This window comes from Enterobacter cloacae complex sp. SYL001 (assembly GCF_049237025.1).
In the GTDB taxonomy this organism is placed as follows: domain Bacteria; phylum Pseudomonadota; class Gammaproteobacteria; order Enterobacterales; family Enterobacteriaceae; genus Enterobacter; species Enterobacter intestinihominis.
This window is the reverse complement of record NZ_JBMKJI010000002.1, coordinates 306,758-319,229: the sequence shown is the minus strand read 5'-3', so window position 1 is coordinate 319,229 and position 12,472 is coordinate 306,758. Positions and strand designations below refer to the sequence as shown.

Annotated in this window: 13 protein-coding genes, 1 pseudogene and 1 other annotated feature; of the genes and pseudogenes, 5 read left to right on the top strand and 9 right to left on the bottom strand. The window is 51.8% G+C overall.

What is annotated here, in order from left to right; translation table 11 throughout:
• Positions 1–343: 343 nt before the first annotated feature.
• The 3 genes from clpB to rluD all read right to left on the bottom strand — a co-directional run bounded on the left by clpB (position 344) and on the right by rluD (position 4,755).
• Complete coding sequence (gene clpB / locus ACOTZP_RS04880) at positions 344–2,917, bottom strand: ATP-dependent chaperone ClpB (protein ID WP_045308384.1); 2,574 nt, start codon at positions 2,915–2,917, stop codon at positions 344–346.
• A 129-nt stretch (positions 2,918–3,046) separates the two neighbouring features.
• Positions 3,047–3,778, bottom strand: a complete 732-nt coding sequence (yfiH, locus tag ACOTZP_RS04875) for a purine nucleoside phosphorylase YfiH (RefSeq protein ID WP_023298396.1) — start codon at positions 3,776–3,778, stop codon at positions 3,047–3,049.
• The gene (gene rluD / locus ACOTZP_RS04870; RefSeq protein ID WP_022649057.1) at positions 3,775–4,755 is read right to left on the bottom strand and encodes a 23S rRNA pseudouridine(1911/1915/1917) synthase RluD; all 981 of its coding nucleotides are present in this window, start codon (positions 4,753–4,755) and stop codon (positions 3,775–3,777) included. Before rluD ends, yfiH begins: the two co-directional genes overlap by 4 nt.
• A gap of 131 nt (positions 4,756–4,886) precedes the next feature.
• On the opposite strand from rluD, the gene bamD reads away from it, so the two are divergent.
• The 4 genes from bamD to pheA all read left to right on the top strand — a co-directional run bounded on the left by bamD (position 4,887) and on the right by pheA (position 7,653).
• Positions 4,887–5,624, top strand: a complete 738-nt coding sequence (gene bamD, locus ACOTZP_RS04865; RefSeq protein ID WP_003863164.1) for an outer membrane protein assembly factor BamD — start codon at positions 4,887–4,889, stop codon at positions 5,622–5,624.
• Positions 5,625–5,891: 267 nt separating this feature from the next.
• Positions 5,892–6,233: a ribosome-associated translation inhibitor RaiA gene (gene raiA, locus ACOTZP_RS04860; protein ID WP_006811628.1), complete on the top strand. Its 342-nt coding sequence runs from the start codon at positions 5,892–5,894 to the stop codon at positions 6,231–6,233.
• A 103-nt stretch (positions 6,234–6,336) separates the two neighbouring features.
• Positions 6,337–6,462: a sequence feature (Phe leader region), on the top strand.
• Entirely contained in the window at positions 6,338–6,385 is a 48-nt protein-coding gene (gene pheL / locus ACOTZP_RS04855) for a pheA operon leader peptide PheL (protein ID WP_100229775.1), read from the top strand. It overlaps the preceding feature by 48 nt.
• 30 nt (positions 6,463–6,492) lie before the next feature.
• Positions 6,493–7,653, top strand: a complete 1,161-nt coding sequence (pheA, locus tag ACOTZP_RS04850; RefSeq protein ID WP_023306733.1) for a bifunctional chorismate mutase/prephenate dehydratase — start codon at positions 6,493–6,495, stop codon at positions 7,651–7,653.
• Here the strand turns inward: pheA and ACOTZP_RS04845 are convergent.
• The 5 genes from ACOTZP_RS04845 to ACOTZP_RS04825 form a co-directional block, all read right to left on the bottom strand.
• The gene (locus tag ACOTZP_RS04845) at positions 7,650–8,522 is read right to left on the bottom strand and encodes an SMP-30/gluconolactonase/LRE family protein (RefSeq protein WP_063148614.1); all 873 of its coding nucleotides are present in this window, start codon (positions 8,520–8,522) and stop codon (positions 7,650–7,652) included. The genes pheA and ACOTZP_RS04845 overlap by 4 nt on opposite strands.
• Before the next feature lie 144 nt (positions 8,523–8,666).
• Positions 8,667–8,870, bottom strand: a complete 204-nt coding sequence (locus ACOTZP_RS04840) for an ogr/Delta-like zinc finger family protein (protein WP_071788728.1) — start codon at positions 8,868–8,870, stop codon at positions 8,667–8,669.
• Positions 8,871–8,942: 72 nt separating this feature from the next.
• Positions 8,943–9,371 carry a WapI family immunity protein gene (locus ACOTZP_RS04835; RefSeq protein ID WP_252065851.1) on the bottom strand — a complete coding sequence of 143 codons (429 nt, stop codon included), beginning with the start codon at positions 9,369–9,371 and terminating at the stop codon, positions 8,943–8,945.
• 10 nt (positions 9,372–9,381) lie between these two features.
• The gene (locus tag ACOTZP_RS04830) at positions 9,382–10,053 is read right to left on the bottom strand and encodes a hypothetical protein (RefSeq protein WP_023298400.1); all 672 of its coding nucleotides are present in this window, start codon (positions 10,051–10,053) and stop codon (positions 9,382–9,384) included.
• A gap of 89 nt (positions 10,054–10,142) precedes the next feature.
• A complete protein-coding gene (locus ACOTZP_RS04825) occupies positions 10,143–10,430 on the bottom strand; it encodes a DUF7415 domain-containing protein (protein WP_226862680.1) in 288 nt (95 codons plus the stop codon).
• A gap of 136 nt (positions 10,431–10,566) precedes the next feature.
• On the opposite strand from ACOTZP_RS04825, the pseudogene ACOTZP_RS04820 reads away from it, so the two are divergent.
• Positions 10,567–11,157 (top strand): annotated as a pseudogene (locus ACOTZP_RS04820) (tyrosine-type recombinase/integrase); the annotation flags it as partial.
• Positions 11,158–11,342: 185 nt separating this feature from the next.
• On the opposite strand, the gene tyrA reads toward ACOTZP_RS04820, so the two are convergent.
• Complete coding sequence (gene tyrA, locus ACOTZP_RS04815) at positions 11,343–12,464, bottom strand: bifunctional chorismate mutase/prephenate dehydrogenase (protein WP_023298402.1); 1,122 nt, start codon at positions 12,462–12,464, stop codon at positions 11,343–11,345.
• Positions 12,465–12,472 lie beyond the last annotated feature (8 nt).

The window sequence follows — 12,472 nt, the reverse complement described above, 5'->3', positions numbered from 1 at the left end:
GTTAAGAATCCATGTCACTTTGAGTGCCCACACAGATTGTCTGATAAATTGTTAAAGAGCAGTGCCGCTACGTTTTCGCTGCGGCGCGGGGTGTGCATATTACGCTTCCCCGCTTCAGAGTCAAGCGTTTATTTTGCTTTTCTCTGCTGACCCGGCGGCTTGCGTGCCGTTGTTCCGTGTCAGTGGAGGCGCATTATAGGGAGTTATTCTGAGGCTGCAAGTGCAAAGTGAAAATTATTTACTGACTGCTCACTTTCCAGGCAAAACACATCTCAGACCTTAATTCTTGCCTGGTTTTTAAACAAAAACGAGCCGCAAGCGGCCCGTTTTTGCGTTTTGTGACTTACTGCACTGCCACAATTCGGTCTTCGTTGGCTTCCAGACGGATAACTTTGCCCGGAACCAGCTCCCCGGAGAGGATTTGCTGCGCCAGCGGGTTTTCGATCTGCTGCTGGATAGCACGTTTTAACGGACGCGCGCCATAAACAGGATCGTAACCATTCTCGCTCAGCAGTTTCAGCGCATCATCCGAGATGTGGATTTCATACCCACGCTCTTCCAGACGCTTGTACAGACGCTGCAACTGGATCTGCGCAATCGACGCAATGTGTTTCTCACCCAGCGGATGGAACACGACCACTTCATCAATACGGTTGATGAACTCCGGACGGAAGTTTTGGCTGACCACACCCAGCACCAGATCTTTCATATGGCTGTAATCCAGCTCACCGAAGCGTTCCTGAATCAAATCGGAACCCAGGTTCGAGGTCATGATCACCACCGTGTTACGGAAATCGACCGTTCTTCCCTGCCCGTCCGTCAGGCGTCCATCATCCAGCACCTGCAACAGAATGTTAAACACGTCAGGATGAGCCTTTTCCACTTCATCCAGCAGGATGACGGAATAAGGACGACGACGAACCGCTTCCGTCAGGTAACCGCCCTCTTCATAACCGACATATCCCGGAGGCGCACCGACCAGACGCGAGACAGAGTGTTTCTCCATAAACTCGGACATATCGATACGCACCATCGCGTCATCGCTGTCGAACATAAAGTTAGCCAGCGCTTTACACAGCTCGGTTTTACCGACACCGGTTGGCCCCAGGAACAGGAACGAGCCGATGGGACGATTCGGATCGGACAGCCCCGCACGGCTACGACGAATGGCGTTAGATACCGCTTCGACCGCTTCGTTCTGGCCAATGACGCGCTGATGCAGATCCTGCTCCATACGCAGCAGTTTTTCGCGTTCACTTTCCATCATGCGAGCTACAGGAATCCCCGTCCAGCGCGCCAGCACTTCGGCAATCTCGGCGTCCGTCACTTTATTACGCAACAGACGCATGGTTTTGCCTTCCGACTGCGTGGCGATCTCAAGCTGTTTTTCCAGCTCAGGGATCTTGCCGTACTGTAGCTCGGACATCCGCGCCAGGTCCCCTACGCGACGCGCCTGCTCAATGGCAATTTTCGCCTGCTCCAGCTCCGCCTTGATTGTCTGGGTGCCAGAGAGGGAGGCTTTCTCAGCTTTCCACTCTTCTTCCAGCTCAGAATACTGACGCTCTTTCTCATCCAGCTCTTCGTTGAGCATATCGAGGCGTTTCTTACTCGCTTCATCAGACTCTTTGTTCAATGCCTGCTGTTCCAGCTTGAGCTGAATAATGCGGCGATCGAGTCGGTCCAGCTCTTCCGGTTTCGAGTCAATCTGCATACGGATGCTGGACGCCGCTTCATCGATAAGGTCGATGGCTTTATCCGGCAACTGACGGTCGGCAATGTAACGATGCGAAAGCGTCGCCGCCGCAACGATGGCCGGGTCAGTGATCTGCACATGATGGTGCAGCTCATAACGCTCTTTCAGACCACGCAAAATCGCGATGGTATCTTCAACGCTTGGTTCTGCGACAAACACCTTCTGGAAGCGTCGCTCCAGCGCGGCATCTTTTTCAATGTACTGACGATACTCGTCCAGCGTAGTGGCACCGACGCAGTGAAGTTCACCACGTGCCAGCGCAGGTTTCAGCATGTTCCCTGCATCCATTGCGCCGTCAGCTTTACCTGCCCCCACCATAGTGTGCAGTTCGTCAATAAACAGGATGACGTTGCCTTCCTGTTTCGCCAGATCGTTCAGCACGCCTTTCAGACGCTCTTCAAATTCACCGCGGTATTTCGCCCCGGCCACCAGCGCGCCCATATCCAGCGCCAGTACGCGACGGCCTTTCAGCCCTTCGGGCACTTCGCCATTAACGATACGCTGCGCCAGCCCTTCAACGATGGCGGTTTTACCGACGCCAGGCTCACCAATCAGCACCGGGTTGTTTTTGGTACGGCGTTGCAGTACCTGAATAGTCCGGCGAATTTCTTCGTCGCGACCGATTACCGGGTCAAGTTTGCCCTGCTCGGCACGTTCGGTCAGATCGACCGTAAATTTTTTCAAAGCCTGACGTTGGTCTTCGGCTCCCTGGTCGTTCACGCTTTCACCTCCGCGCATTTTCTCAATCGCCTGGGTCACATTAGCGGTGGTTGCACCGGCGGATTTCAGCAGGTCGGTTAAAGTACCGCGTGATTCAAGCGCCGCCAGAACAAACAGCTCTGACGAAATAAAGTTGTCCCCACGTTTTTGCGCCAGCTTGTCGCAAAGGTTCAGTACACGCACCAGATCCTGTGACGGCTGTACGTCGCCACCGGTACCTTCTACCTGCGGTAAACGACTCAGCGCCTGATCGATGGCGGTGCGTAACTGGCCAGCATTAATGCCAGCGGACGTTAACAAAGGACGTACCGATCCCCCTTCCTGATTCAGCAAGGCGCTCATTAAATGAAGAGGTTCGATAAATTGGTTGTCGTGCCCCAGTGCGAGGGACTGGGCATCGGCGAGAGCAAGCTGGAATTTATTAGTAAGACGATCCAGACGCATAACTCCTCCCATAACAGGTCAAATTTGCTACTGGAGATTAAATGAGGTCATCCCTCAATTATTCAAGGTTAATAACCTGAATTATGTGAAAAGAAAACGGCGCGTACCGGATCGTCTTGATTCTTTAGGTTATATCAGCCAAATGAAACTTGCCATACGGCCTGTCGTCTTGTCACGGCGCCAGGAGAAAAAATCACCCTTTTCGGTGAATGTACAGCGATCTCCGCCAAAGATCTGGGTCACGCCGACATTATTAAGGCGCTGGCGGGCAAGCTGATAAATATCGGCCAGATATTTATCGCCGGATGCCACAAACGCATTAACCGCCTGAGGATCTTTTTCCATAAAAGCTTGCCGAACCTCAGGCCCCACTTCAAATGCCTGCGGGCCAATCGCCGGGCCAAGCCAGGCGATGAGATTTGCAGAATCGTCCTGGAAGCAGGCAACGGTCTCTTCCAGCACGCCTTCACACAGGCCACGCCAGCCCGCATGCGCTGCTGCAATCTCCGTACCGGCACGGTTACAAAACAACACCGGCAGGCAATCAGCGGTCATCACCGCGCAAACCGTTCCCGGCGTATTGCTGTACGAAGCATCGGCGCGTTTAGACGCATAGGGCTCACCCGTAAGCTTCAGCACCGCTTTACCGTGCACCTGCTCAAGCCAGACCGGTTTTGAAGGAAGGTTTCCCGCAGCAAAGAGGCGTTTACGGTTCTCTTCGACGTGCTCCAGGTTATCGCCACAGTGCGCACCGAGGTTCAAAGACGCCCACGCACCCTGGCTCACGCCACCGATACGGGTCGAGCTACAGGCGGCCACGCCTTCAGGCAGCGGCCACTCCGGGACAATCAGTTTGGTCATAACCAGTCCACGTGATCCTTATGTTCTTCGAAATCTGCGCGCATCGCGTCGATAAGTTCCACCATATCCTGTGGGATAGGCGCATGCCATTCCATCTGAATTCCGGTGATTGGGTGGTAAAGACGTAGCATCGTCGCATGCAGCGCCTGGCGATCGAATTTACGCAGCACGGAGATGAATTCATCCGATGCGCCCTTTGGTGGACGCGGACGACCGCCGTAAACAGGGTCACCCACCAGCGGATGGGTAATATGCGCCATGTGCACGCGGATCTGGTGAGTACGCCCGGTTTCCAGACGCAGACGCAGGCGCGTATGAATACGGAAATGTTCCATGATGCGGTAATGGGTTACCGCCGGTTTACCCATCGGGTGTACGGACATATGCGTACGCTTGGTTGGATGACGACTAATCGGCTCTTCCACCGTGCCGCCAGAGGTCATATGACCAATCGCCACCGCTTCATACTCACGGGTGATTTCGCGCAGCTGCAAAGATTCCACCAGTCGAGTCTGGGCGGGGATCGTCTTCGCCACCACCATCAGACCCGTGGTGTCTTTATCCAGACGGTGAACGATACCGGCACGCGGTACGTCAGCTATCGGCGGGTAATAATGAAGGAGTGCGTTAAGTACCGTACCGTCAGGATTACCCGCGCCCGGATGGACAACAAAGTCACGCGGTTTGTTGATGACCAGAATATCGTCATCTTCGTAGACGATATCCAGCGGGATATCCTGCGGCTCGAAGCGGACTTCCTCTTCGATTTCAGCATTGATGGCGACAGCTTCCCCACCAAACACTTTCTCTTTTGGTTTGTCCCAGATCTTGCCGTTTACCAGCACGCGCTGGTCAAGTATCCATTCTTTTATACGTGAACGCGAATAATCAGGGAACAATTCGGCCAAAGCCTGATCTAAGCGTTGACCGAGCTGATTTTCGGAGACTGTTGCGGTGAGTTCTACTCGTTGTGCCATAAACTGCTTCTTCGTTTAACGTTGGGTTTTACGGCTTTGCCGTTTAATATAGTGTGCTATTGTAGCTGGTCTTAATCGGGAGCAGGAACTGAGTTTCTCCCGGACAAACATTTGAGGAAAGTCAAAACGTCATGACGCGCATGAAATATCTGGTGGCAGCGGCCACGTTGAGCCTGGCTTTGGTGGGCTGCTCCGGTTCGAATGAACAGGTCCCTGACAATCCGCCGAATGAAATCTATGCGACTGCACAACAAAAGTTGCAGGACGGTAACTGGAAACAGGCGATAACGCAACTGGAAGCGTTGGATAATCGCTATCCGTTTGGTCCGTATTCACAGCAGGTACAGTTAGATCTGATCTACGCCTACTATAAAAATGCCGATCTGCCGCTGGCTCAGGCAACGATCGATCGTTTCATGCGTCTGAACCCTACCCATCCTAACATCGATTACGTGATGTACATGCGCGGCCTGACTAACATGGCGCTGGATGACAGTGCATTGCAGGGCTTCTTCGGGGTGGATCGTTCTGACCGTGACCCGCAACATGCGCGTGATGCTTTCAATGACTTCTCCAAACTGGTGCGTAGCTACCCGAACAGCCAGTACATTACCGATGCCACTAAGCGTCTGGTGTTCCTGAAAGATCGTCTGGCGAAATACGAGTACTCCGTTGCGGAATACTACACCCGCCGTGGCGCATGGGTTGCCGTGGTTAACCGTGTAGAAGGCATGCTGCGTGATTATCCGGATACGCAGGCCACGCGTGATGGCCTGAAGCTGATGGAGAATGCGTATCGCCAGATGCAGATGACGGCTCAGGCTGACAAAGTGGCGAAAATCATTGCCGCGAACAGCAGCAACACCTGATACCGCTACAACGCATAACGGCAGCCCGCAGGCTGCCGTTTTTTTATTCTTTCAGACTTACGCTGAAGCGGTTTAGCTTCAACACATCCAGTCAACTATGACCGCAATTGCTGGCTTCGACAAGGTAAATCTCACCTCTTCCTGCCCTGCCTCACAAAAAAGATTCCCTGACAAAAACCGACAAAATAACGTGATCTAAATCACACATTTTGACATTAGGTCGGGTATGCTGGAATCACCAAGACGGAAAGACAAGAGGTAAAATTTATGACAATGAACATTACCAGTAAACAAATGGAAATTACTCCGGCAATCCGCCAGCACGTCGCAGACCGTCTCGCCAAACTGGATAAATGGCAAACACATTTGATTAATCCACATATCATCCTGTCCAAGGAGCCGCAGGGTTTCGTCGCTGATGCAACTATCAATACTCCAAACGGCCATCTGGTCGCCAGCGCTAAACACGAGGATATGTACACCGCAATTAATGATTTGATCAACAAGCTGGAACGGCAGCTCAATAAAGTGCAACACAAAGGTGAAGCCCGTCGCGCCACAACATCGGTGAAAGACGCCAGCTTCGCGGAAGAAGTTGAAGAAGAGTAATCCTTTAAATTGAGTGTACCGACAACGCGCCTTCGGGCGCGTTTTTTATTGACAGGATCAAAACAGTACAGGTACTTTAACCCTATCAATTTCAGGATGACCTAATGAAACAGACGCCGTTTTTCTTCGCATTCTTTTTTACCTTCCCCTGACCGGGAGGCGTTTCGTCGTGTGATAAAGAATGCGAAGACGAACAACAAGGCCTCCCACACCGGGAGGCCTTTTTTATTGATAACGATAAAATGAGACAGACAACACTATGACACCGGAAAACCCGCTCCTGGATTTACGCGTAAAAATCAGTGCACTCGACGAAAAGTTACTGGCCCTGCTGGCAGAACGCCGCGCGCTCGCCATTGAAGTGGGCAAAGCCAAGCTGGATTCTCATCGGCCGGTGCGCGATATCGATCGCGAGCGTGATTTACTGGAACGGTTGATACAGCTCGGCAAAGCACATCATCTTGATGCCCACTACATCACCCGCCTGTTCCAGCTCATCATTGAAGATTCCGTTCTGACGCAACAGGCCCTGCTCCAGCAGCATCTGAACAAAACCAACCCGCACTCTGCTCGGATCGCTTTCCTCGGCCCGAAAGGTTCTTATTCTCACCTGGCGGCTCGCCAGTACGCAGCCCGTCATTTCGAAGAGTTCATTGAGAGCGGTTGTGCAAAATTTGCAGACATCTTCAACCAGGTCGAAACCGGCCAGGCAGATTACGCCGTGGTGCCTATTGAGAACACCAGTTCCGGCGCCATCAACGATGTTTACGATCTGCTCCAGCACACCAGCCTGTCGCTGGTCGGTGAGCTAACTATTCCTATCGATCACTGCGTGCTGGTCTCTGGCTCAACCGATCTGAGTCAGATCGAAACGGTGTACAGCCACCCGCAGCCGTTCCAGCAGTGCAGCCAGTTCCTGAACCGTTATCCGCACTGGAAAATTGAGTACACCGAAAGCACCTCGGCGGCGATGGAAAAAGTGGCGCAGGCAAACTCTCCTGCCGTCGCGGCACTCGGTAGCGAAGCGGGCGGCGCGCTGTATGGCTTACAGGTGCTGGAACGCAATCTGGCCAACCAGACGCAAAATATCACCCGTTTCGTGGTTCTTGCCCGCAAGGCCATCAACGTGTCGGACCAGGTCCCGGCGAAAACCACCCTGCTGATGGCGACCGGCCAGCAGGCGGGTGCGCTGGTTGAAGCGCTGCTGGTGCTGCGTAATCACAACCTGATCATGACGAAGCTGGAATCCCGCCCAATACATGGCAACCCGTGGGAAGAGATGTTCTATCTCGACGTTCAGGCCAACCTGGAGTCTGCATCCATGCAGAAAGCCCTGCGCGAACTGGGCGAGATCACACGCTCCATGAAAGTACTGGGCTGCTATCCGAGCGAAAACGTGGTCCCGGTCGATCCGGCTTAATGTTCGATAAAGCGGCTTTTCTTCATCCCTGCCACATTTACAGGCAGGGTGAAGATGGCACCGGAAAGCGGGTATTTCGCCAGCTCCTCCGCCTCCATATTTTCCCGCGTGGTGGTGATAAACAGCGTTTTCATATCGTCGCCGCCAAAGCAGACCATTGTCGGGCAGCGTACCGGCAGCCGGTATTCTTCCAGCTGTACGCCTTGCGGTGAAAACCGTGCGATACGCCAGCCGTCAAACAGTGCGCTCCAGTAGCAGCCTTCCTCATCCATTGCCGCTCCGTCGGGTATACCGTCTCCCTCACTAAAACGGCGAAACTCTTCGCGCTTACCGGGTTCCCCCTGCTCATCAAGCGGCGTACGGTAAATCACACCGTTCGGCGTATCAGAAGTAAACATCCACCGTTTGTCAGGACTAAACGCTAAACCGTTATGCCCCTGAATATCGCACTGGATCACTTTCGGTGTCAGGTCGTTGTCGATACGCATCAACATGGCGCCGTTATAATCTCCCGGCCCCCAGAACGTGCCCGCATAAAACCGTCCCTGATGGTCGGTGCCTCCATCGTTAAAGCGTGCAAGCTGCGGGTTGGACGGGTTATCGCAAACCTTACGCTGGAGCAGGCCGTGTTTATCGGTCAGCCAGATGGCGTTTCGCATCGCGACGATAAATCCGCCGCGTTCACGCAGGGCAAAACACCCAACTTCTTCATGGAATGAGAGCACCGAGTGTTCCGCGGTGGGCAGATGGTACCGATGAATCTCCCCTTCCAGAATATCCGCCCAGTAGAGCGCCTTTTCTTCAGCACTCCACGTCGGGCATTCGGGCAGATGCCCGGTATAGTTCAACAGCAGCTGCGGTTCAGCCATGACAATTCCCCAAAATGAAAAAAGCCAGCATTGCTGTTTTAATTTTAGACGCAAAAGGCTGAAACAAAAGGATTTGTTTCTGACGATGTCCACACGTCGTCCACGCATCGAAAAAGCCCTGCCATGTGCAGGGCTTTCTTTTGGTCACATCCAGTGGATTTGTTGCTGGCCTGATTGCGTCGGGTGCGGCGGCGCTGGTACTACTTCACCCGGCGAAACGATAAAGCTCTCGACCGTCTCAGTGGTGATGAACGTGCAACTGCAAATGATGTTTGTGCACTGATGATACAGCTCCTTGCCTGTGCGGCGCGCATGGCCTGCGCCTTTGAGCCGCACCAGCGCTGTCACTGGCTGGCAAAAACTGGAATAAAAAATGAATGCAAACTCGTCCACTGATGCATGCACATCTAAAATTGTGAATCAACTCGTCCAATTAATGATTTCGTCCAGCCCGGAAAGTATTGCAGGAAAATAACTTTCATCCATTCCAAGACTATCACTGACTACGACGCTTTCAGCAGGACTTTCCGGCCTTAGCGTTAATGTTAAAAGCACCCCACGCCCTGTTGATGATGGTGAAAACACAAGATTTAACTGATTTTCTGTGCTATCAAAAATCACCTCACGAGCCTTCGTGCCATCAACTAAACTTCTATGTAACTCCCTGAGTTTAGCTTTAAGAGCATTAAGCTCTCCGACATTAAAGGATGCCTGATATTGTGTTTTAAGCTCGGGTAGTTCGTACTCCACATAGGTATGTATCCAGTCATACTCTGGTATGTCAGGGGTATTATCACGCCCAAAGGGGGAAATCCGTAAAATTTTCCTGTCGCTAATTATCTCAATCATATTCCCCCCATCACTTGTATAAAAAATGAGTTATTGTCCAGTCTTTCTCACGCACCAATACTTCTATCATATATTTTTTATAATAATAGGTTCCTTTTTTCGCCCGATTCTCAACAAGTTTATATATCTCAGATTCGTAACGAAAAAGACCTTGAGCCTTTTGAGGATCAGGCGTTCTTTTGCCGTAGCGAATAACTTTTTCCTGAAGTTGCAAGGGCACATATCGCGCGGGATTAAGCATATGTTTAGCAGGAGTTGCGGTCATTTTAAGGGTTCGTGCAGATAACCCCATTTTCAGCCGACCACGTAAGAGGCTGATAGTAGCCTCACTGAGCCTCACAGTTACAGCGGTTTTAACTCCACTCTCCAGTAACGCTTTACCAGCCCGAAAAAGACGAAATGCACCCAAGGCAATTAATACGATGTCTGTTGGGTCAATCAGGGGGGCTTCTAGTGGCGCTTCTTCCAGCCTGACAAACATGCCGTCGGTATCATAAATCTGCCATAAACCGGGAGCCTGAGAGACTGAATAGCCAATACACATCCCGGTTTCGTCATCAACAATGGGTTTTGAATTCAGTGGAGGATTGCGGGGGCGAAATTCGAAGTATTCACCGGCTGGTAATGTTGACTGGAAGGTGTAGAAACGTCCTGGCTCGTCCGTAATTAATCCAACGCTCATTGTCCTAATTTCCTTTTGGGCTAACCTTTGGGGTCATCATAATGGACGTTTTTACTTCAATCTACTTTCCTGACTCTGATTTTATCGACTTAGAGGCTAACGCCTCGCCGCGCTCGTTGTTCAACACCACCGGCACTGAAAGCAAATTTCAGCACCGGCGGTGCTGGCATTATTCGCGTATGGCTCATTTTAACCACCCATTTTTTTAGCATCATCAACAAGCTCGTCTGAATATTGCCAGGCTCCGTTATCAGCCACGAAGCCCCAGCCGAAACACCGTTAGTCATTTCATATCCAACAGCCAGCCCTGGCGGGTGTAAAATTTCGTGATTAATTATGAAAACCAGCCCCTTCTCGCTTAGTTCTTTCCAGTTCATGATTGTCATACCGCAGTCGGCGTCATCCAGCATCAACTGGAAACTCAACATTACATAATTTGCCACCCACTCAGTTAAATCGATAACATTCGTTACCCTCACTGACACGCGTTGTCGGTATACCCTCTTTCTTGTATCAGACATGTTCACGAAGCTGATTCAACTTTAAGAGTTTGCTGGGGTGCACCCCGTTCATGGTTTGCCACCATTGGCAGAGGCTAACCCTGAAATGGCTTTCCTTAACAAAGCAGAAAGTGCGCTGCTGCTTAAGTCATTTACAGGTGAGGATCTGCTGGTTGCCCTGCTGGGGATTAGTACCGGCGGGCGGTGGTCAGAGCTGGCAACACTCAAACCGGCACAAATAGTAAACGGGCGCGTGACATTCCTGAAAATCAAAAACGCAAAAAAGCGCACTGTACCGATTTCTTCTGAGCTTGAATCGCTGATAAAGAAGAATACCAGCGGGAATCTGTTCAACGTCGATTAAGTGAGTTTTTGCAAAGTGCTGAAGATGGTTAAACCTGATATTCCTGCAAATCAGGCAACGCATATTTTGCGTCATACCTTCGCAAGTCATTTCATGGTGAACGGGGGTAACATCATTTCATTACAGCAAATACTGGGTCATGCAAACATCCAGCAGACGATGACTTATGCGCATTTGTCACCGGAGTACCTGCAATATGCCGTGGCATTGAATCCGCTTTCAGGAGGGATATCGCTGTAGGTTCTGCTCCCCCCGGAGTGTCCACATTGCGTCCACACTTCGGGGTATTAGAAACGGTTCCAGATGGTTACAGCTTTTTTAAATTACTGTTTTTATTAGTGATAATTTAAATGGTTGATAAACCACATCCACCCATTATATGAAAAAAGCCAGCAATGCTGGCTTTCAGTATATACATCATCGCATTACTGGCGACTGTCATTTGCCTGGCGCAACAGCGTGCGGCTTTCACTCTGGAATCGCGTGGCGTAATCACCGAACCAGTGCTCCACTTTACGGAAACTGTCGATAAACGCTTGTTTATCGCCGTGTTCCAGCAAGGTGATCGCTTCGCCAAAACGCTGATAGTAGCGCTTGATCAGCGCCAGGTTATTTTCAGACGACATGATGATGTCGGCGTAAAGCTGTGGATCCTGGGCAAACAGTCGCCCGACCATCGCCAGCTCCAGACGATAAATTGGCGAGGAAAGCGCCAGCAATTGTTCAAGCTGAACGTTCTCTTCCGCCAGGTGCAGACCATAGGCGAAGGTTGCAAAGTGGCGCAGCGCCTGAATAAACGCCATGTTCTGATCGTGCTCAACCGCACTGATACGGTGCAAACGTGCCCCCCAGACCTGAATCTGTTCCAGGAACCACTGATACGCTTCCGGCTGACGACCGTCGCAGTAAACCACTACCTGCTTCGCCAGGCTGCCGCTGTCCGGGCCAAACATCGGGTGTAACCCAAGCACGGGCCCGGTGTGCGCCGCCAGCATTGCCTGTAGAGGGCCATTTTTAACGGACGCCAGATCCACCAGAATGCAATCTTCCGGCAGCGGAGGAAGTTTCGCGATAATCTGCTCCGTCACATGAATCGGTACGCTGACGATAACCATTCCGGCATCCTTAATGAGCTCCGGCGCATGCGGCCAGTCCTCTTTTTCCAGGATGCGCACCTGATAGCCAGAAAGCGTCAGCATTTTTTCAAACAGACGCCCCATCTGGCCGCCGCCACCGACAATCACCACCGGACGCAGCGACGGACAGAGAGTTTTGAAGCCCTTGTCGTTTTCGCTGGAATAGGATTCCCGCATCACACGACGCAGGACATCTTCAATTAAGTCCGGTGAAACGCCCAGCGCCTGTGCCTCTTTACGGCGGGAGGCGAGCATAGAGGCCTCACGCTCCGGAACGTAAATTGGCAGGCCGTATTTGCTTTTAACTTCGCCGACCTCAGCAACCAGTGCCATGCGGCGCGCCAGCAGGTCCAGCAACGCCTTATCCACTTCATCAATTTGATCGCGTAATGCGGTCAATTCAGCAACCATAACTACCC